This window comes from Kamptonema sp. PCC 6506, assembly GCF_000180455.1.
In the GTDB taxonomy this organism is placed as follows: domain Bacteria; phylum Cyanobacteriota; class Cyanobacteriia; order Cyanobacteriales; family Microcoleaceae; genus Kamptonema; species Kamptonema formosum.
In genome coordinates this window covers 1-21,995 of sequence record NZ_CACA01000103.1, presented here as the reverse complement: position 1 = coordinate 21,995, position 21,995 = coordinate 1, and the positions used below count along the sequence as shown (strand labels likewise).

At 40.8% G+C, this 21,995-nt stretch carries 17 protein-coding genes; 10 read left to right on the top strand and 7 right to left on the bottom strand.

Going from position 1 to position 21,995, the window contains the following annotated elements:
* Positions 1–59 precede the first annotated feature (59 nt).
* From OSCI_RS05955 to OSCI_RS05930, 6 genes are all read right to left on the bottom strand, one after another.
* Positions 60–437, bottom strand: coding sequence for a response regulator transcription factor (locus OSCI_RS05955; RefSeq protein ID WP_007353974.1), 378 nt, complete (start codon positions 435–437; stop codon positions 60–62).
* Between the two features lie 185 nt (positions 438–622).
* On the bottom strand, positions 623–2,035 hold the full coding sequence (locus OSCI_RS05950; RefSeq protein ID WP_007353973.1) for an adenylate/guanylate cyclase domain-containing protein: 1,413 nt from the start codon (positions 2,033–2,035) through the stop codon (positions 623–625).
* Positions 2,022–5,048 carry an ATP-binding protein gene (locus tag OSCI_RS05945; RefSeq protein WP_007353972.1) on the bottom strand — a complete coding sequence of 1,009 codons (3,027 nt, stop codon included), beginning with the start codon at positions 5,046–5,048 and terminating at the stop codon, positions 2,022–2,024. Before OSCI_RS05945 ends, OSCI_RS05950 begins: the two co-directional genes overlap by 14 nt.
* A gap of 57 nt (positions 5,049–5,105) precedes the next feature.
* Positions 5,106–6,515: an ABC transporter substrate-binding protein gene (locus tag OSCI_RS05940; protein WP_007353971.1), complete on the bottom strand. Its 1,410-nt coding sequence runs from the start codon at positions 6,513–6,515 to the stop codon at positions 5,106–5,108.
* On the bottom strand, positions 6,508–7,446 hold the full coding sequence (locus OSCI_RS05935) for a glycosyltransferase family 2 protein (RefSeq protein WP_007353970.1): 939 nt from the start codon (positions 7,444–7,446) through the stop codon (positions 6,508–6,510). Before OSCI_RS05935 ends, OSCI_RS05940 begins: the two co-directional genes overlap by 8 nt.
* A 44-nt stretch (positions 7,447–7,490) precedes the next feature.
* The gene (locus OSCI_RS05930; protein WP_019487790.1) at positions 7,491–8,699 is read right to left on the bottom strand and encodes a Gfo/Idh/MocA family protein; all 1,209 of its coding nucleotides are present in this window, start codon (positions 8,697–8,699) and stop codon (positions 7,491–7,493) included.
* A gap of 224 nt (positions 8,700–8,923) precedes the next feature.
* Here OSCI_RS05930 and OSCI_RS05925 point away from each other — a divergent pair, with 224 nt between their 5' ends.
* On the top strand, positions 8,924–9,946 hold the full coding sequence (locus OSCI_RS05925) for an AEC family transporter (protein WP_007353968.1): 1,023 nt from the start codon (positions 8,924–8,926) through the stop codon (positions 9,944–9,946).
* Between the two features lie 498 nt (positions 9,947–10,444).
* Here OSCI_RS05925 and OSCI_RS05920 read toward each other — a convergent pair whose 3' ends face one another.
* Complete coding sequence (locus tag OSCI_RS05920) at positions 10,445–11,317, bottom strand: exosortase-dependent surface protein XDP2 (RefSeq protein WP_007353967.1); 873 nt, start codon at positions 11,315–11,317, stop codon at positions 10,445–10,447.
* A gap of 911 nt (positions 11,318–12,228) precedes the next feature.
* Here OSCI_RS05920 and OSCI_RS05915 point away from each other — a divergent pair.
* From OSCI_RS05915 to OSCI_RS05880, 9 genes are all read left to right on the top strand, one after another.
* A complete protein-coding gene (locus OSCI_RS05915) occupies positions 12,229–14,532 on the top strand; it encodes a TOMM precursor leader peptide-binding protein (RefSeq protein WP_007353966.1) in 2,304 nt (767 codons plus the stop codon).
* A gap of 405 nt (positions 14,533–14,937) precedes the next feature.
* Complete coding sequence (locus tag OSCI_RS05910; RefSeq protein WP_007353965.1) at positions 14,938–15,777, top strand: Uma2 family endonuclease; 840 nt, start codon at positions 14,938–14,940, stop codon at positions 15,775–15,777.
* A 7-nt stretch (positions 15,778–15,784) separates the two neighbouring features.
* Positions 15,785–16,870 (top strand): amidohydrolase family protein, encoded by a 1,086-nt coding sequence (locus tag OSCI_RS05905; RefSeq protein ID WP_007353964.1) that lies wholly within the window; start codon positions 15,785–15,787, stop codon positions 16,868–16,870.
* A 109-nt stretch (positions 16,871–16,979) separates the two neighbouring features.
* A complete protein-coding gene (locus tag OSCI_RS05900; protein WP_007353963.1) occupies positions 16,980–17,912 on the top strand; it encodes a DUF4351 domain-containing protein in 933 nt (310 codons plus the stop codon).
* An 84-nt stretch (positions 17,913–17,996) separates the two neighbouring features.
* Positions 17,997–18,344, top strand: a complete 348-nt coding sequence (locus OSCI_RS05895; RefSeq protein ID WP_148288924.1) for a DUF4351 domain-containing protein — start codon at positions 17,997–17,999, stop codon at positions 18,342–18,344.
* A 103-nt stretch (positions 18,345–18,447) separates the two neighbouring features.
* Complete coding sequence (locus OSCI_RS29640) at positions 18,448–18,618, top strand: amidohydrolase family protein (protein ID WP_007353961.1); 171 nt, start codon at positions 18,448–18,450, stop codon at positions 18,616–18,618.
* Positions 18,619–18,839: 221 nt separating this feature from the next.
* Positions 18,840–19,496: a hypothetical protein gene (locus OSCI_RS05890; RefSeq protein ID WP_007353960.1), complete on the top strand. Its 657-nt coding sequence runs from the start codon at positions 18,840–18,842 to the stop codon at positions 19,494–19,496.
* 318 nt (positions 19,497–19,814) lie between these two features.
* Positions 19,815–20,399 (top strand): hypothetical protein, encoded by a 585-nt coding sequence (locus OSCI_RS05885; RefSeq protein ID WP_007353959.1) that lies wholly within the window; start codon positions 19,815–19,817, stop codon positions 20,397–20,399.
* Positions 20,400–20,569: 170 nt separating this feature from the next.
* Complete coding sequence (locus tag OSCI_RS05880) at positions 20,570–21,946, top strand: radical SAM/SPASM domain-containing protein (RefSeq protein WP_007353958.1); 1,377 nt, start codon at positions 20,570–20,572, stop codon at positions 21,944–21,946.
* Positions 21,947–21,995 lie beyond the last annotated feature (49 nt).

Genomic DNA, 21,995 nt, shown 5'->3' with positions numbered 1-21,995 from the left:
TTGAAAGTGATATTACATACCATATTAATTCTGTACTTGATTTGTGTATTGAGAAAATATCAAACCCCTAAAATTTCTTGAGCTTTTTGTAACACTTCATCAGGATCGAAAGGCTTAGTGAAGTACAAATCAGCCCCCATTTCCTCAGCTTTCTTCTTATCAAATTCTTGACCCTTAGCTGTGAGCATAATAATATAAACCTCTGTGAGTTTCAGGACATTTTTGACTTGATTGCAGACATCAAATCCGCTCATCTTTGGCATCATTACATCGAGAAAAACTAGATTTGGTTTTTCTAACTGGATTGTTGCTAAGGCTATCTCACCATTCTCCGCAGTTAGCAACTCGACTCCTTCATCTTCTAGTTCCTCTAAAGTTTGTTCTAACAGCATCCTGAGATGAGGCTCATCATCCACAATTAGGATTTTTTTAGTCATTTTTAGTCCTGATGGTAATTATTAGTAGTTAGTGGTTAGTAGTTGCGCTCGGTGTATATTAGTTATTGTTATAGTAGTTATTTCTTGTGAAATTTAGTGTGAAATTTCTACTAATAACTAGCCCTTAATAATTGACCATTAACAACTAACGAATAGCAACTCACGACTAGCCACTCACCGTTTCCCTAATATATTACCTCAAAAACGTCTACACTTTTGCGTTTTCCTTTAACCGTGATGTTTCCAACTTCGCGATAGGTAAAAAAGCCCTTAGTAGCTTCATAGACACTGCTACTGACAAGGATCTGTCCCCCTTGAGCGATGCCTTGCAGCCGCGATGCCAAATTTACTTCATCGCCAATTGCAGTATAGTCAAGGTGTTGCGGCGATCCGATGTTACCAATAACTACCTCGCCAGAACTAATGCCAATACCCGTGAGGAAATTTTCTTTAATCCAGTCAACAGGAATATTTCTTAACCTCAATTGCATTCCAATCGCGGCCGCTATCGCCTGCTTCTCATTATCTATCAGTTTAGCAGGTGCGCCAAACATTGCCACAATCATATCCCCCACAAACTTATTCACAGTCCCTTCATGGCTAAAAATCACATCTACCATGTGGGTAAAATATTCGTTCAAGTATCCCACAATCATTTCGGGAGGTAATTCCTCACATTTAGTAGTAAAATTTCTAATATCTGAAAATAAAATAGCTATGCTTTTCTTCGCCGGAGCCAAAGAGATATCACCTTCTTTTGCGGTAATAATTGCATTTACTAATTGCGGCGGAATGTAGCGTTCCAATTGGCTTTTAATCCGCTCTTCTTGCAGCTTATTTTTATGGAGCATAGCATTCTCAATCGCTGCCGCTGCTATGGAAGCAAGACTCGTGGCAAATTTCAAATCTTGGGCTTTGTAATTCGCAGGTTCTTCGCTACTAATATTAATCACACCGAGGCAGCCATTCTGAGTTTTAAGTGGGACACAGATCAAAGAAATAATAGAATTTTCACCCGCTACAAAGCGCGGATCGTTCCAAACATTATTAACTATTTCCGCTTTATTGTTTAAAAGTACGCTGCCAGCAATCCCTATACCAGGAGACAACTGCATTTTAGTTTTTGACTCTTTGCCATCAGCGACAGCGATCTCCAGTTTTTGGCTTTGAGGATCGAGTAACATTACAGAAACGTTGGTAGCCTGAATCAGTTTTTGAGCTTCAAGAATTACTAATTTAGCGATTTCTAGCACATCTAAACAAGCCGTCAACTTCTCGGAAAGAGCGTAAAAAAGATTAATTTCTCGATATTTATCTAATACTTCTTTTGCTAAAGTCTTTTTTTCCAATTCTTGAGCTGCCAAATAGGTTAGTAAAGAAGCGATAGCAGCAGCTTTTGGCTCTCCTAACACCCATCCAATTACCTCTCCATCCACTTCCACAGGATATTGAGATTGACTCTGACTAGAGTCGCCCATTAATAATCTACCGTCAACAGTCTGAATACTGATTCGCGTATCTATCACACTGAGGAGAGTATGAATTAGATATAATGCTTCTTTTTGAGAAACAAGGCGTTTAAGGCTAATTTGGCTCATTTGTTTTTATATCTATCTGTATAGTATCTCCTTTATTTTCTCCTAGCATCAGGAAGAAAGTATTTTCTAAATCTTTTTCAAATCTCAGAGCTTGCAAAATCTCAGATTTTTGCCAAACATCAGCATTAGCAATAATTAAATCTGGTTTTACAGACATCGCCTTATTCCTGAACTCTTCACCCGTAAGAGCTTCTGTCACGCTGTAACCTCTCGCTTTCAATACATCGGCTAAACTTCTGACTTCTGACACATTTTCATCCACAATTAAAACTTTCTTTTTGGAAGAGCCTTGAGATAGCAGCCAGCCAATTTCTTGAAGCATAGGTTCTGAATCACTGGACTTCACAAAATAGCGATCCACTCCAATACGATAACCTCTTTCTTTATCTTCAATACCAGAATTAATAACAATAGGAATGCTCATGGTCATCGGATCGTTTCTGAGAATAGCTGCCACATCGAAACCATTCATTTCCGGCATCATCACATCTAAAATAATTAAGTCTGGTAGTTCCTGTTTAGCCATGACTACTGCTTCCTTACCGTCTTTTGCTTCCTTGACGATGTAACCTTCTGCCTCTAATTGTTGTCTTAGTAGTTGACGGAGGTTAGCCTCATCATCCACAACTAGAATAGTTTTCTTCTGTTCATTGCCACCCAGTGTAGCATTAGAAACACGATCTCTCAACTGTTTAAGGAAGGTAGTCATGTCTAGCTTCTTGAGGCTCGATTCTGCTTCTTCTGCTGGCTTTAAGGGCAATATAAACGAGAAATTACTGCCCTTACCCAACTCACTTTCTACCCAAATTTTGCCGCCATGATGCTCTATAATTTGCTTACAAATCGGCAGGCCTAGACCAGTACCTTTAGGTTTATCTGTTAAGGTTTCACCGACTTGCTTAAACTTTTCAAATACTTTTGGTTGATCGGCTTCGCTGATTCCCATACCTGTATCGATGATGCTAATCTTAATTTTATCGCCGATTTTTTTAGCTTGGCAAGTTACAAAGCCTTTATCGGTAAACTTGATGGAATTAGAAAGCAAATTAATCATTACTTGAATCAATTTATCCCGATCTCCAACCAACTCAGGTAGATTCTCTTCTATATCTTTAATTGGCTCTAGTCCTTTATTTTCAAACAGAGCAAAAGTTGCCGCAATTGCTCTATCGATCAAATCATCTACCTTCATTGGTTGCATCTTCCAATCTATCTTACCTGCCTCCATTTTGGCAACATCTAAAAGGTCATTGATCAGGTCTGTTAGCCGTTGACCTTCGCTAACAATAATCTGAAGATTATCTCCTACTTGTTTCACGGCCCGCTGAACTTTTTTATCCTCTGTCACCACGATTGGGAAGACATTCTCCTCTAATTTCTTCTGGATAAGTTTAGCAAAACCTAGAACAGAAGTAAGGGGAGTTCGTAGTTCGTGAGAAACGGTAGAAATAAAATCTGTTTTCATCTGATCTACTTCTTTTTCCGCAGTAATATCTCGAATCAAAATTACGGAACCAATATAAGTTGGAGCTTGGCTATCCGATGCAGATTTTTTAAGAATTGCAACTGCGGAACCCTTAGCAAATCTGCCACCTTGTAGCGCTAACTCTACAGTTGAAATTTCGTGAGGAGGCTGTTTAGTATTATCTATCAATTTAGATACTTCACTCCCGAATATCTCCTCAGTAAATTTACCTGTTAAATCGAGGCGATCGAGGGCGAACATATTAGTAAGAGCTGGATTAAAACGAGTGATTCTCCCGTTATAATTTGTGACTAACAAGCCATCAGCAATTGTATCGATAATTGAGGCTAGATAACTCATAGTATCTTGAAGTTCTGCTGTAGCTGCTGTCACCCGTTGTTCAAGAGTTTGACTGTAATTTGAAAGCTTTTGATTGGAAAGCTTTAGTTGACCCGTCATCTGGTTAAAAGCTTGTGCCAAAATCCCAATTTCATCCTCGGTGAGAACTGGTGCTGAGGAGTTCAAATTCCCGCTAGCTACCTCTATTGCAGTGTTGGCAATCGCCAGAATTGGCTGAGTAATCCGGCGCGACATCAGATAAACTGCTACTAATAAAATACCAGCCGAACTCAATCCAATCAGCAAGATTTCTCTGGCTAGTCTGTTGGCGGGTTCAAAAGCTTCTGCTTGGCTCATTTCTGCTAGTAATGCGAGATTTTGATTGGTGAGCCAACGATAGTTACTAATAACTGGAACTTTTTTATAGTTTTTATAAAGCCCTTGACCGTTGTTTTTGGCAAGCGCGGCATCAATACCAAAGCTATTCACACCTTCGTCTGAGTTTGTGTTTTTTTCATCCCCTGATATAAAGATATTTCTATTATTGGCTCGACCCACCAAATAAGTTTCTCCTGTCTTGCCCAATCCAGTTTTTTCCCTAATTAAGTCGTCTACACCTTTAAGATCCAAGTTAACAGCAATCGCACCCATTTTGACACCATTTCTATCTAAAATTGGGGTGGCAAAAGTGATGGCAGATTTTCCATTTGAGGCGTAAAAATTGGGAACAACTGCATTAGCACCTTCACGAGTAAAATAAGTGGTGGGATCTCCTAAAGGTCTAAATTTACCTTGAATATTCGTGTTTTCTCCATAAACAAATACCACAAATCCTCCATTCGTGGTAATGAGAACACTTTGCAAACTTGGTTTAACAGCAATTATATCTGAAAAATATTTTGTGAGGCGCTCGACAGCTATTTTATAGCTGGGATCTAAGTTATCTACAGTTAGCAAAATAGCTATTTGTTGTTGTATTTCTGGCAATTGGCTCATTAAAAGCACATCCTTGCGTTGAGTTTCAACCCATTGATTAAGTTGAAATTCCTTCAGGGAAGTGGCCACCGTTAAACGATCTTGAACAGATTGCTGTAAAGCATCTTTAGCACGAGTATAAGCAGCCCAAGCCACAATACTCACCGTCACCACTGACAATACTGAAAAATAGCTGACAAGTTGATTTAGTAGGCTGCGTTTCCAAAACTTCATTGTTTACCTCCTAATAAATAATGTTAATAGTTAACTATTAACACGATCGCTCTAACTTCATTTCCATTCAGCAAAAATCTGTTCAATCTTGGCTATTGCTTCGTCTCCAGCTTGCTCAGGTGATAGTCCATCTTTAACAATACTCAGAATAGCCTTAGACCAAATATTCTGAGAAAGCACCTCACTGTAAGCAGGATTAAATACTTCATAGCTAGGGCGAGTCAAGCCATTAAGTTGCTTAATTGCTATGGGTATGTGCGGATCTGTGGGATTATTCCAATAGGAATCCTGCAAAAGTTTTGGCATTACGGGAATGATTCGCCCCTTACCTCCCTCTTTAAGAAACTGATTTAAGTTTTCCGGTTTCAGCAAATAGGAAAGAAAACTTTTAGCTTCGGCTTTATGTTGAGAAGCTTCAAATATAACTATCTGCTTAACACCTAATATAGAAGTGAGTTCCCCTCCACCTGGCTTTTCTGGCCAACCTCTCGTTACCATTTTATTAAGATAAAGATCCGTCGATAGTTTATTGTATGGATTCTGCTCCAACTTTTGAGTTAAAGGAATTGACAGCGTACCATTAGCCGTCATTAGCGATTGACTTTCCAGAAAACTGACATTATTGCCAGAGTCTTTCCATTCTACAGAACTAGGGGGTACATAGCCATCTTTGTAAAAGTTAGCGTACTGTTTTAATGCCTTAATTATCCCCTCGCGGTTGGCGGGATCTTTCAGCAATAAATTACCATCTTTATCTAAGATTTTTACATTATAGGCTTCCAAAAATTGTTGGAAAATTAAAAAAGTATCAGTACCCAAAGCTGACATAGTTAAACCCAAGCCATAGATATCTGACTTACCATTTTGGCGTAAACTATCCTGAGCTTGTTTCCAATATTGCCAGAAATTATCCCAATTAGTAGGAATTTCTTGCTCGTTTAAACCACTTTCTTGTAGGAGATTTCGCCAGTACAAAATATGTGTTGCCTGCTGTCCTATTGGTAATGAATAGTAAGACCGTTTTTTAGATATATTATTCTGAAAATATACGGCTTCTAAAGCCGTAGGATTGTACAAATATTTAAGAGGATTAATCAGATCGGAGACATCAGCTAACTGATTTTGCCACGCCAAACTAGGAATCAAATTTGTTTCTGCCGTTGCACTATAAAGCACATCAGGAGGATTACCATCCTTGAGTGCTTTTTGCGTCTCAGCATCAATGTTATTGAGCGGTATTAGTCTTAATTCAGCTTTTTTACCGCTTTCTTTTTCCCATCGATCTATGAGTCTTGCTACTACCTCATTCTCTTCTGGTAAAAATCCTTGCGACCACCAAATTCGGAAACTTTGATTTTGGTGTGGTAGTGAATTTTCCGCGAGATTTGTCGGAGTATTATGGCTACAAGTAGCTAACCCAAAAAACAGTAAAAACAGTAATATTAATGTAAATACCTGCTTACGCATTGTCTTTCTCAACCTCATTAGATAAGATGTTTATTTTTAATTTAGACTTGGAAATAGCCCTTTTGTTTTCTATGAGCAATAACTTCATCCACATTAAAATAAAGTTGCTAACCAATCGGCAATAACACCATAAATCAACGTCTTTACTATACTTTTGAGTCATTGAGTAATATGCTTGAGCTATAGCTTTTTGATACTTAGGTTCAAGTTTTCCTGCTCCAATGAGTTGCGTTTCTGCTTTTGCCAAAATTCTACAAAAACTTTCTACTAACAGGGCTCTATTAGACGTAGAAACTGTCACATTGCCATATTTGCGATATACTGAATAAGAACCTGGTTGGTAGATGATTTTCGCTCCTTTTATGAGTAAAGAAATCAGAAAATCTCGATCTTGTCCGCATTTTAAGGTTTCATCCCATTTAATGCTATTAACAATGGTACTTTTCTTAAAAAGATAGGCAATTGGAGGTAAGCAGCCATAAGCCAACAAAGATTCTAACACATCCTTACAATTTCCAGAAACTCCGAAAATATTGACAGGTTCCTGGAGAATTTCTCCATTCTCTAAATGATACTGATAATTCACATCTCCATAAACAATATCTGCCCCTGTTTCCTCTAAAAATTTAACTTGCCGTTCAATTTTATCAGGAAGTAAATAGTCATCAGCATCAAGATATTGAATGTATTCACCCCTGGATAATTCCATCCCCCTATTTCTCGCATAATTTCCGCCTCTATTTGGCCCAGTTTCCCAAGTTAGTTTACCATTGTAACTTTTGAGCGCCTCTAAGCTTCCATCGGTAGAACCATCATCAATTACAATTACCTCAATCAGCTTGTAAGACTGCTGAAAACAGCTTTCTATGGCTGCTATCAGCCATTTCTCAGCGTTAAAGCAAGGAACAATAATTGATACAAGCTTTGCCATAATTTGCTGTTAATTTCAGGCTGAAACTTAGGGTAAAACCATGCTTATTTCAAATAGGGATGGAATTTTTCAGTAAAATACACCCATTGACTGTCATTTTCCAGACTTAATCTAGCACCCTCGACTAATGCTGTCGATACCAAAGCATCTCGAAATGTCGGTCGCCGCCCTTCAAAATCAGCAGGGGAATTATTTCCTTCTACAATCGATGCGACATCTTTAAGAAATTGAGTGATGCTGTCTATGCCATACCCTCGATATTCAGTATACTCGCTATCCAGCCTCCTATAAGGCTGACAGAAGTACGGGTTAATATCTTCTATCCCCCCTAAGTCAGTTATAGTCTGAACGCCCCGTTTTGTTTGGTCGCTTTCAAACCTCCCTGCGGTACCGATCGCCTCAATTTTTTGCTGAGACATCGCACCATTGCAGTTAGGATCGATCCAATTGGTCAAAATCGTAGATGTAAAGCCCTGCGACCATTCAATCAATACCTGAATCGCATCATAGCTGGAAATGCCGCGTTGCGACAGCCAGTTTTTTTGTCCAGTAGCAACAATTCGGCGGGGTAAAGCTTGAGTGACAAAATAAATCAGATCGGCGTAATGTACACCTAAATACTGAAAAATATTAGTATCCGCGACCCAGGCAGAAAAAGTTTCGCTCGGAATAATTTTGCGCTGGCTAAATTCTACATGAAAGTACAGCGGATCGCCAATAGAACCATCAGCGATCGCTTGGCGAAGTTTCAAATTAGCTAAATCCCAGCGTTTATGAAACTCCACAGCTCCGTAAACTCCATATTTTTCCGCAGCTTGGATCGTTTGCTCTGCATCCGCTACAGTTGGTGATAGGGGTTTAACCACCAGTACGTGCTTGCCACTGGCGATCGCAGCTAAAGCCATCTCTGTATGCAAATGATCCGGCGTAGTAATAATTACCGCGCCTGGATCGGGTAAATTGGCGATCGCCTCTCGATAAGCATTGCCATCCGTGCAATTCCCCATCGGGTAACGCACACAAGGCATTTCTATCCCCATTAACTCCTGAAGCTCACCAAGCTTAGCATCAAAAATAGCAAAAGACTCAGCGGACTTACTAGCAACTAACACCCGATCGATCGTCCCCGCCTGATATTGCTGCATTACCGCTGGTAACACAGTTCCATAACCCTTGGTACTGCGGCCGCAAACATACATACCAGTACCAATTATCAACAGATTCAGCTTTTTCTGCTCAGTATTCAATGACATATCTACAACCAATAATTATGCTTGCTGATAAGTGGTCGAAGATAATTAAACGTAGGGTGGACTCTATTATCCTATCCAATCAAGATAAATCTCTTCACAGGATATGTACCCATTCTACTACTTTACTATACAATATCCAGTTAATATTACGTCAATATTCGGGAAATTGATAGTTTTCTTAGTATATACTCTTACTCCCTCAACTTCTCAATATCTAATCCGCTATGTTAAGTTTAGACAATCCCCTAGTCAAACTCTATGCCACTCTGATTGGATGGGTATTGACAGGATTTATCCTCGGTCGCTATCTACCCAAAGGAGCCTCGACAGGCTTAGGAAAATTCCTATTTTTCTGCGGCGCACCATTTAGTATTATTGCTTTCATGCGTCGTGCTAACCTCTCTGGATACCTAATAATTTCTCCCTTAACAGCGTGGACTGCTTTGTTTGTAGGGGCAGGATTAGCTTGGATTTGGATCGATTTAGGAGTCAACGACGAGCGCCTGCAAGCTATTTCTCGCGGCCTCACAAATCCCAAAAATGTTGACAGCAGGGCAACATTTGAGGAAGATAGCCGAGCGATAAAAAGTGCTTGGAGTAAACCAACTCAAGGCAGTTTTTTATTTGCAATGATGGTGGGAAATACGGGATTTTTAGGTTTTCCCATTATTTTGTCTTTAGTGGGAGCAGACTACTTTGCTTGGGCTTTGTTTTATGACTTAAGTATTACTCTCGGTATCCATGTATTCGGCGTAGCACTAGCAGCTTATTACGGTACTGCACCCAAGATCGAAGGTTGGAAAGGCCCCCTTTTGACAATATTAAAAAATCCTGCATTATGGGCTTTTGGGATTGGCTTAGTCGTGCGAATTCTGCCACTACCTCCACAAGCGGATAAAATATTGCAGACGGGTGCTTGGACAGTAATCACTTTATTCTTAATTATGATTGGGATACAATTGAGTAAGCTTTCATCTTTTCATAATCTCAAACAGGGATTGACTTGTCTCGCTATTAAAATGTTGTTAACGCCTTTGGTTGTTGGCACGGGCTTAATGTTTTTTGGCATCACTGGCCCGCCCAGACTTTTGTTAGTTTTGCTGATGGGTATGCCTCCAGCTTTTATCACTACTTTGTTTGCAGAAAAATATGGTTTAGACCGAGATTTGGCAGTAACTACTGTAGCAATTGGCTGCGGAGCTGTGTTATTTACTATCCCTATATGGTTATGGCTATTTGGGTTTTAAATATAGGCAGGAGGCAGGTGGCAGGAGGCAGGTGGCAGAAGGCAGGAGGTAGGTGGCTTTTGTAATACTAATTCTCCTAAAAATAGGACTTACATAAAACTATAATTGGGAGAATTTGTACAAATAAATGTAGCCATATCATTACGAACGAAGTGAAGCAATGACGATAGAAGCATAAGTAGTTGGGCATAAATAAACGTAGTCATGTCATTGCGAACGAAGTGAAGCAATCACCTAGTCCCTGAGATTGCTTCTGTTTGCTTCGTTCCTCAGATTGCTTCGTACCTCAGATTGCTTCGCTTCGCTCGCAACTGCGCTTCGCTTGACGCGCTGCGCTTGACTCGCAATGACGAGAGAAGTATAAATAACAAGACTTACGCACACAACCAAAGAAACCGGGTTTTTTGAGAAAAATCCTTGGTTGTGACCCACAGATTCTCTCGAAAACCCGGTTTCTGGGACTCTATGCGTAAGTCCTAGATAATTTAAACTGAGAAATTATGCAGTTTTGTTAGCGCGGCGGCGACGTGCGGCGATTATTCCACTAGCACCCAAGGCTAAACCTGCCATTGTCATCGGTTCGGGTACTGCTTCTGCTGCTCCACCTATTACTTTAAAGTCAGGGCCATTATCGCCAAGGGAGCCGTTAGTGCTCACTTGAATTGCACCAATCGGGCCGCTCACTCCTAAATCTGCTAAGCTAACACCCCATGCGCCCACATTTTGAGAACCGCCAATTTCTTGGGTGTTAATACTATATCCAGCCTTTCCCCAACTACTGGAATTAAGAGTTAGAAGATTTCCAATCAGGTTTCCCATAGCATCCAAAGCTTGAACTCTAAGGGTGCTATTCATACCCCGTTCCCAGAAGAATAAGTTTGCTACTGCTGTAGTAAACGATAGGTTAAGTTTAAACGAACCCGCATCTTCAGTGTCGATAATGTTGTTAAGGTTATTGTTGCCAAGATAAGCAGCCATTTCGCTTCCAGTTGGGTTCTTAATTCCCGATACATCTACTGCTTGTCCATTAACTATCGGGGAACTGGCGTTATCACCTTTATCTGTACTGGCTGCGCCGCTATTATCGTTACTTTTTGTCTTATCTTCAGGGTTGCTTGTTTGCGTATTCGGGTTTAAACCACTTTTAACTGGTGTATTGTTGATGATGTCTACAGCCTTGACGAAAGCAAAATCGCTGGTTGTTTTACCGCCGTATGTAACTGACTTTAACCAAATATCACTTTTAGCATCTGGTACGCTGGGAGTTGTCAAGTTAGTTGTAAAATTAAATGCCTTAGCTGGTGATTGAAATGCAAGCGTGCCTAAAGTAGCAGCAAGAGTAGCTAAGGTTGGGAGTAGTTTGGTATTCATGGTGATTAGTGATAAGTGGGTGAAAATTTGCTATATTTTTATTATCTATTAATTTTTGATTAGTGTTCCTATAGAGGTCAGTTTTAGGAGAATCTTCATTGAGGCTTCACTGCTACTTCACACAAGGTAAATTCAGGCTCTTAGTTTTTAAATGCTTTGTTTATTAAGAGAGTAACAGAGTTTAAATACTTCGGTAATTACCTTGATTTTCTTAATTCTATGAATCAATTTTGATCGTGTTTACGTATGATTGCTGAGAGTGTGAACTTGAAGATATAGAAACAATCAAAGGGAAAGCAAGACTATCTTAGATAAAATAGGGGGGTGTAACCCTTACAGGCTAAGCCTCCACACTATTCTGAACTCGCTCTGCGCCTGTCTCTGTGTACTTAGGTAGGATAGGACTTAGGCACCCAACCAAAGAAACCGGGTTTTTACGAAAATATTTCGCCCGTATCCCCAGAAGCTCTCAAAAACCCGGTTTCTGGAGCCATGAGCGTAAGCCCTAGTAAAGTTGCTTTGAGGCATTGCCATCAAGTCAGACTATGTATAGGAAGCGAGGGACTAGGGACTATAATGCTTATGGCCAGGGAAGAAAGCGCTTAAAATCTAGGGATTGCTTCTAAAAGTAACCATTTTAGCCTTTCCCCTCTTCCCATCGGTGTCAACTTAAAGTCAAACCCTGAATCCGACAGGGGTTAAAACCCCTGTCTCAAAGATCAAGTCCTCTGAAGAGGACTAATAAATTTAACAATTTTCTTCAGTCCTCTTCAGAGGACTTTAGCTATTAGACAGGGGTTTTAACCCCTGACGGGCTTTCGGCTTAAGTTGACACCAATTCCCTCTTCCCTCTTCCCTCTTCCTTCTTCCCTAGCCCCTAGCCCCTAGCCCCTAGCCCCTCGTTATAGACTATGTTCAATCGCATTCAATTCAATCCTGCTTACGCTGTCGAAGCTATAGAGCCCGATCGCGTGTTTTTTGTCTCCGAAAAAGGCGCTGGTTGGTTGCGCGATCGCCTATATCAGAAATTGGCTAGTCTGATTGATGGCGATCGCGACAGCGATAAAATTATTGATGCTATTCTTCTAGAGTTACTGGCAGACCAAGAATCCGACCCTGAAAATACGGCTTTCTTTCAAGATGCTCTCAATACCAGCATCAAAACCCAATACGCTCTGTTTCAAATGGAGAAACAGGGCTATATTCAGTTAGAAGACAATCCTCTGCCGCCGGATTTAGCCATCTTCTGTCATCATCTCAATATTGCCCCTGCTGATGTGCAGCAGCGATTGCAATCGACCAAAGTAGCTGTAAAATCATTCAGTTCAGTTCCGGCAGAAGCCTTGATTAATCTGCTGGAATCTCTGCATATTGAAGTTGCAGAAACAGGGGATATTACCGTAGTTTTAGCGGACAATTATCTCGATCCTAGACTAGAGGAATTTAACCAAAAAGCTTTACAGTCGCAATCTACTTGGATGTTAGTTAAACCCTTGGGGATAACTCCTTGGCTCGGCCCCATATTTGCCCCGGAAAAAACAGGTTGCTGGCATTGTTTAGCTAAACGATTACAAGACAACAACCCTGTGGAAAGTTTTATCGAAAGGCATAAAGACATTCCCCCCATCAATCCTCCCCTTGCTACTCTCAATTCTACTAAACAAACTGCCCTGAGCATGGCAGCTACGGAGGTGTTTAAATGGATTGCCCAAGGAGAGAATCGCAGATTAACTAGCACTCTGGTAAGTTATGATGCGATCGCGCTCCAAACTCAAGATCACATCCTCGTTAAACGTCCCCAATGTCCTACTTGTGGAGAGATGGCTAAGGGATTAGCGAAGAAACCCCGCCCCGTAGTTTTAGGACATCGGAAGAAAAACTTTACAGAGGATGGCGGACACCGTTTTTGTTCTCCAGAAGAAACCCTGAGAAAATATCAACATCATATTAGCCCGATTACTGGAGTTGTGCGGGGATTGAGTAAGATTCAAACTAATGCTCTCAATCATACCTATGTGGCTAAACATCATTTTCTCACGGTTTTTGACGATTTAGAAAACTTACAAAAAAATCTCGGCGGTCGAAGTTCTGGTAAAGGAAAAACCGATGCTCAAGCTAGAGCCAGCGGTTTTTGTGAGGCTATTGAACGGTATTCTGGAGTTTTTCAGGGAGATGAAATCAGAGAAAAAAGTAGTTACAATAAATTAGGCGATCGCGCCATTCATCCCAACGATTGCATGAACTTCAGCGAACAGCAATATCAACATCGGCAACAATGGAATGCTGAATGTCAAGGTTGGTTTCAAAAAGTTCCAGAACCCTTCGATCCAGACAGAGAAATTGATTGGACACCTGTTTGGTCTTTGACTCATCAAACCTTCAAATATTTGCCCACAGCTTATTGCTATTATGGCTATTCTCCAGGCTATCAACCTGACTGTTGGGCAGACTCTAATGGTTGTGCGGCGGGTAACACCATTGAAGAAGCAATTCTGCAAGGTTTCATGGAATTAGTCGAGCGGGATGCTGTGGCTTTGTGGTGGTATAATCGGCTTCAGAAACCCCAAGTCGATCTAGATAGTTTTGACGATCCTTATTTCCCAAACTTGAGACAATATTATCAAAGTATCAATCGGGAACTGACGATTTTAGACCTGACTAGCGACTTAAATATTCCCACTTTTGCGGCGGTGACGTGGAGGTGCGATCGCCCAGTCGAAGACATTGTAATCGGCTATGGTACTCATTTTGACCCCAAGATTGCTCTCAGTCGCGCTTTAACGGAAGTCAATCAAATTCTACCTAATGTTTTATTTGCTCAAGCTGATGGTAGTACCCAATATCCGGCTTCTCCCGATCCTCTAGCTGTAGAATGGTGGAAAACTGCTACTATGGCTAATCAACCCTATTTAATTCCCGATCCAAATACTACTCCTAAAGTTTGGGCAGATTATCCCGTAATGGCAACTAACGATCTCTTAGATGATGTCAAGCTTTGTCAACAAATAGTAGAAAGTAAGGGCATGGAAATGTTAGTTTTAGACCAAACTCGTCCTGATGTTGGACTGCGGGTAGCTAAGGTAATTATTCCTGGTATGCGGCATATGTGGAAGCGATTAGATGCAGGAAGACTTTATGATGTTCCCGTGCAATTGGGTTGGTTGCCAGCACCGCTTTTAGAGGATCAATTGAATCCCGTGCCAATGTGGATGTAAGCAATGCCGAGTAAAAAAAGTCTGCTTTCATTGCCTAATTTCTGGTAATTTTACTGGGTCAGGACTTAGATTATGTCCGGTTAAATGAGCGTAATTCCTGTAGGGGCGGGTTCGCCGAAATATTTGACACCCATCGAACAATCATAAAAACCCGCCCCCACCCCACGAAAAAATCAACAATTAATTAAATTTAATCGAACAATCATAAAAACCCGCCCCCACCCCACGAAAAAATCAACAATTAATTAAATTTAATTGTTATTCAGCGATCATTATTCGGGATTATTCGTTGGGTGGGGGCGGGTTTTTTAAGGTTATTGGTAGGTGACATAATTGATCGGCGAACCCGCCCCTACTCCATATCCTAATAATATAATGTGAAATAAGACTTTCTCTGGTATCGTCATGCTACAACAGCGATCGCCAATTCCCCAGACAGAAACGCCTCTGCCGCCGAAGCAGACGTTGCCAACAATGTACGATCTCCCTAGTGAAGATGCGGAGGAACCTGGTTTGCCTGATGAGTTTCATAGCTGGCAACCTCAGTTGCTATCGCGCACGTTACAATTGCCAGATTATCCGAGCGATCGCATCTTTGTCGGTTCAGATTTAAACTTGTACTATGATGTCCATCATTCTCTGTGGCACAAGCGTCCCGATTGGTTTCTAGTTGTGGATGTTTCTCGGTTGTACGAAGAGACGGATTTGCGCTCTAGTTACGTGGTTTGGCAAGAAGGTACAAATCCGTTTTTAGTGGTGGAATTGCTGTCGCCGGGAACGGAAAAAGAAGATTTGGGGCAATTTGTAGAAGCGGAAGTAGATGCTACTGAGGAGAATAATGGACAACCAACGCGAGAAATACCGCCGAGAAAGTGGGATGTTTACGAGCGGATTTTGCGCGTACCTTATTATGCGGTATTTAGTCGGTATAGCGATCGCTTGCGGATTTTTAAACTCGATGGTGGGCGCTATCAAGAACTAATCCTAGATGCTGACAATCCTCGGTTTTGGATTCCCGAACTCAAATTGGGTTTGGGAGTTTGGCAAGGGGATTTTGAGGGGATTAATCGGCGCTGGTTGCGCTGGTATGATAGTGTGGGAAATTGGGTACAAACAGATGCGGAATTTGCGATCGCACAGGCAGAACGAGAACGACAAAAGCGGCTAGAATTAGCTGAGAAGTTAAAGTCGCTTTCTCTCGAACAGTTAACAATTTTGGGCATTAGCCCCTCAGATTTGGAATGATTGTCTTATGCTGAACGGATATCGAATTCTTGATGCTGATTCTCACGTTTTTGAACCCTCTCAAATGTGGGCAAAATATCTCGCCCCTGAATTTAAGCAATTTGCTCCCTCCCCAGATATGAGAATTCAAGGGGAAAAGATTACTAATCAGGTTTCTGAGCAAGTTGAAAAAGTTGGTAATAAGCAGATGATGGAGGCTCACCCTAATTCTTATTTGAAGCGCTTTGATGTGGAATCCCACGTTCAAGCAATGGTAGAAATGGGAGTCGATATAGCATTTGTTTATCCTACTTTTGGACTGTGGTTGTGGTCAATTGATAGTATGGCTCCAGAAGTAGCCGGAGCCTTTACTAGCGCTTACAATCACTGGTTATATGAAGAATTTTGTAGTTACGATCCCGACAGGTTAAAAGGTGTGGGAGCAATTAATCTTCATGCCCCAGAAAAGATGGTTGCGGAATTACATAAAATTGCTGAATTTGGATGGAAAGCGGTGTTTTTGCGCCCCAATCCAGTTAAAGGTAGACTTTTGAGTGATGTTGCCTACGAGCCATTTTGGACTGCTTGCGAAGAGTTAGGAATTGCTATTGGTATCCATGAATCCACTCATAGTTTGTTACCAACTACAGGCGCAGATCGATTTCAGACTCGCTTTGCTACTCACGCCTGTTCTCATCCTATGGAACAAATGATGGCACTTTTAGCGCTGATTGAAGGGGGAGTATTAGAACGTCATCCTTTGTTGAGAGTAGCATTTTTAGAATCGGGTTGCGGTTGGTTGCCCTATTGGTTGTGGAGATTGGATGAAGAGTATCGGAATTTACATTGGGAAGTTAGCCACAATGTTAAGATGCTGCCTTCAGATTATTTTCGTCGGCAGTGCTTTATTGCTGTTGAGCCGACGGAACCTTATCTGGGTCAAATTATCGATTACATTGGTGCTGATAATTTGATTTTTGGTTCTGACTATCCCCACATGGATCATCAGCCAGATATTGTTAACAAAATGATAGAACTTGAAGATAGTTTGTCTAAAGAAACGGTAGAAAAGATTGTTTGGGATAATCCTCGTCGTTTCTATGGCTTGTATTGATTAGCTAATAGTAGCACGTCTAGTCTAAAATGTTGGGTTATCCCAGTTCCTAGAGACGTTCCACCGGAACGTCTCCACTACATATCCCAAAGAAAGAAAATTAGCGGCAATGATTGACCACGATCGCTTATTTAAAGAATTGATAACTACCTTTTTCTGGGAATTTATCCAGTTATTTTTCCCAGAAGTAGCTGCTTATCTAGACCAAGATTCGATTACTTTTCTGGACAAAGAAGTATTTACTGATATCACTGCCGGAGAAAGATACGAAACCGATATTGTTGCCCAAGGCAAATTTAGAGGGCAAGAATCTTGTTTTTTGATACATATAGAACACCAAGCCCAAGAACAAGCCGATTTTGGGGAACGAATGTTTCGCTATTTCTCCCGCTTGTCAGAAAAATATCACTTACCAGTTTATCCGATCGCGATTTTTTCCTACCCTTATCCCCTTGCCCTAGAGCCCAATGCCTATCAAGTGGCATTCCCGAACAAAGTAGTGCTAAAGTTTAACTATGATGTTGTGCAACTCAACCAACTCAACTGGCGGGATTTCCTGCGACAGGAGAATCCGGTAGCGGCGGCGCTGATGGCAAAAATGCGAATTGACAAGAGCGATCGCCGTCGGGTTAAATATGAGTGTTTGCGGTTGATGGCAACATTGAAAATAAATCCAGCTAAAATGAAACTAATTGCTGGGTTTGTGGATGTTTATCTGCGGTTGAATGCAGAAGAAGAGAGATTGTTTAAGGCGGATATTGCTCAGTTGGAACCAGAAAAAGAGGCAGTAGTTATGGACATTGTGACTAGCTGGATGGAGGAAGGTTTGCGACAAGGTTTGCAACAAGGTTTGCAACAGGGTTTGCAACAGGGTGAATTAGCAATTATTCAACGTCAGCTTACACGACGAATTGGGGCTATTCCTCCAGAGTTACAAGAGAAAATCAGTCAGTTGTCTTTAGTCCAATTAGAAAACTTAGGAGAGGCATTGCTGAATTTTTCCTCAGTAGAAGATTTAAGAAACTGGCTGCAACAAATTTAATTCTAACAATTCAAAAGCGATCGCCGTCGAGTTAAATATGAGTGTTTGCGGTTGATGGCAACATTGAAAATAAATCCAGCTAAAATGAAACTAATTGCTGGGTTTGTGGATGTTTATCTGCGGTTGAATGCAGAAGAAGAGATATTGTTTAAGGCGGATATTGCTCAGTTGGAACCAGAAAAAGAGGCAGTAGTTATGGACATTGTGACTAGCTGGATGGAGGAAGGTTTGCGACAGGGTTTGCAACAAGGTTTGCAACAGGGTGAATTAGCAATTGTTCAACTCCTACTTACACAGCGAATTGGAACTATTCCCCCAGAGTTACAAGAGATAGTCAGTCAGTTATCTTTAGCCCAATTAGAAAATTTAGCCAAGGCATTGCTGAATTTTTCCTCGACAGAAGATTTAAGAAACTGGCTGCAACAAATTTAATATTCACAATTCAAGAGCGATCGCCGTCTATTCTATAGCGGTTCTCGATCTCTGTTGCATTATCAAAGGACATAAATAAATGTATCGAAGTTTACATTGAGAAGTGAGCGATCGCGTTAAGGTGCTGCTCTCAGAGTATTTTCGTCGCCAGTGCTTTATTGCCGTTGAGCCGACGGAAGCTTATCTGGGTCAAATTATCGATCGCATCGGTGCCGATAACTTGATTTTTGGTTCCGACTATCCCCACATGGATGGTCAGCTCGATATTGTTTAAAAAACGATCGCGCTCGAAAATAGTTTGTCTAAAGAAACGGTACAAAAGATTGTTTGGAACAATCCTCGGCGTTTCTACGGCTTGCATTGATTAGCCAGTAATAGCGGCAAAAATTATTGTTAAAAGTTATTAAGATATTCAAATTATCTGAGATAACTTTTGGTTTCATGTTACAATACCGTGAACTTCAGGCTCATCTACAAAAAATAAGGAGACATATTATGTACACACAGGTAAACAAAACCATTCAAAAGTCATCTATCTACGATTTTCGGATTGGATTTCAAGGCAAACAACTTTCTCAAGTTATTGCTTATATATGGCGCTGGATTGATGAGGATGCCAATAAAATAGAAACTCAAACTGCCAGAGCATTAAAAACTTATTTTGTCAAACCTAATGCCAGTTCCAATCAATCAACAGATCGCTCAAATAACCAAAGTCAAGTTAATCAAAATTTAAAACGGTTGTTTAGAGCAGATCCTAGAGCTTGGTTAGCGACATCCGAAATTCTTCGGGGAGAACGAGATGATAACAAGGAATCCAAGTTACTAATTAGTGTCTTTGGGGAAGCACGGATTAAAAATCAGGAGCTATATATTTCTCCAATGTTTAATGAAGCCGAACTTGGAGAACGCTTAGGCGGACAAAAAGGCCCTTACTATGAATTTTCAGTGGATGTATCTTCTTTTGTGGGCGTACTTCAAGATCCTACTGTAGAAACGCCCTATGCTTTTCGGTATTCGATTGCTTTTCCCCCGCGCCCGCAAATTGGTGAAGCAACAGTTACTAAAGATGAATTAAGCGATTGGATTGGGGATGAAATGACAGATAACATTTATCCCAATAACCTTTTTATTCCAGTTTCCACTAGCTGATTAGTGAAGAGACTAGGAATCAGCTTAGGCTAACAGCAAGCAATAGAAGAAGGGGCGATAAACTACCCTTCTTCATCTTCTTCGTCTAAACTTAATAAATAAAAGATAACTCTCCGATCTGTTCATAATTTTTTACATTAAAACAATCCGTAAATCCACTGAGGCAACCATTGATAATTCTATGTCAAATCTAGTATCTGTGTAACTGGCGATACAAAAATAGATTGACTTTATCGATCGCCGCTTAGCTTGACACAACAATTAAAATCTATTAGTATATTAATTAGTTGACCCAAAAAATACCAGGAGAATCATACTATGGTGGGAGCGAGACAGTTTATTGCCAACGCTGGAATCGTTGCAGAAGCTATTGCAAAATCAAAACATGGTTGTGACTCAAATAGTCCTGACTCAAACGTAACAGGTAACTTTGTCAAAAGAATTTTAGTCCAATCCAAAAAACTTTCTCATCTCATTGTTCATATATGGCTCAACAGGCCAGGGGCTTCAGAACTAGACAAATATTTTAAACAATCGCAAAATCTGAGTAAGCTTTTACTAGCTAGCGATCCTAATTCAGTTGAATACAAATTACTGAGGAATATTTTTCAACCTCAAGATATTCCTATCTTCAACGAAGAGGAAGGCTTTTATTACTCATTTAAAGTTACTGTAAATCAATTTGAGGGGAGTTTAGACGATCCTTTACCTGGTCAGGCTGCTAACCCAGGAGAGAAAGGAGTGTTTACTATGTGGATACCTTACCCCCCACGTCCAGAAATTTCTACAGATCCAATTGCCTCACTTCATCCATCTGAGTTAGAAGAGTGGTTGAAGTCTCCTGTAAATCATCCCCCCTACTTTTATGCCGCAAATCCTTACATTCCTACATCCACTACCTGATCCAAGCTAATTAACTTCTAGCTAGGTATGAATGGGATCATTAGGTGAATTGTACATTACCATCAATTCAATCTCAACAATTTAAAGAAATCAAACCCTAACAAGCTAGAAGCTTAACCCGCGCTACAATAAAGGCGGGTTTTTTCCTTTTCTTACAAAAATAAAAAATTATGATTATCAAAGATCCTCAAAACCTCTTACCAACTCAAATTCAAAACAAGTGGGAAATGCCAGACATGGTACTGGAAATACCCCCTCATGGCATTCCCTTGGATATCAAAAGTATTGAGAGGCTTTTAGCGGCAATACAATCCGGTGAACAGGCAGTAGCCTTTAAGCCAACACTGCCTATTGCTTCCGAATTGGGTTTACCTCCCTATCCTGCCCTCGCTTATTTATATCCCCAGGAATTTAGCGATCTATCAAAACAGTTATTTCAAGAAGTTGAAAATCAAGCTGGCGGAAATTATTTCAACTCAATTCCCTTTACTTTTATTTCAGAAACCGATATTGATGAGCAACTACATTATTTTGCCAATTATTACGGGATAGCAGTCAAACCTGCCTATGTGAGGGTAATTGTGGGGAATACTTGCAATCTGAAATGCGTCATGTGTCCCTATCATAGCGCTGTGCTGAAACCCACCCATACCACCGATTTCTTCACTGGCAATAAAGCCATGTCGTGGCAGATGATGGAGAAAATTGCTAGGGAATGCGGAGAAAAGAAAATCGCAATTTTAATCGGCAGCGTAGAAGAGCCATTGCTGCACCCCAAGCTAGTAGATTTCGTGCAACTATGTCGGCAACAGGGAGTTCCCAGGATTCACATCACCACCAACGGCCAACTGCTGAATGAAGAGATAGCACAAGAATTATTGCAGGCTGGGTTAACCAGTATTGATATTAGCATTGATGCCGCCAACCAAGAAACTTATACTAAAGTCAGGGGGGCGAACCTGAGCCGAGTTGAATCTAATGTGCTACAGTTCATTCAACTGCGCGATCGCCTGAGAGTGGGTTGTGAAGTCAGGACATCTTTCGTCAGAAATCAGGGCGTTACCAGGGAAGAAGAGGAACAATTCCGAGAGCGGTGGCTTGCCAAAGCTAACAGCGTTTTTGTTTTGAACGTAGCTAAATACGAAGAGACAAATATGCGTCTTGCCAATATCAATAACACTGTAGAAAGCCCACTAGAATATTACCTCCAAAAAGCTCAAGGTCGCTGGGCTTGTCTATTTCCCTTTATGGAAATGGCTATTTTGCCCGATGGTAGGATATATTATTGTATTGAAACCCTATTTAGGTTAGGTTTCGACGGCGATATTGAGAGCTTGGGCGATTACAATCAACAAACTCTCCAAGAAATTTGGCAGGGAGATTTATTTAACCAACTGAGGCGGGATTTAATTCTGAATCAGTTAGAACGTAGATCGGCCTGTAAAAATTGCGATATGTGGAAATCTCAGGTTATTGCTAGATCCGCTAAAGATGGAATTTTGGCAATGACGACTACGGTAACTGAAATTTACCAATATATGAGGTAAAAAAAGACCCCCCCTAGCCCCCCCTTGTAAAGGGGAGGAACTGGAAAAG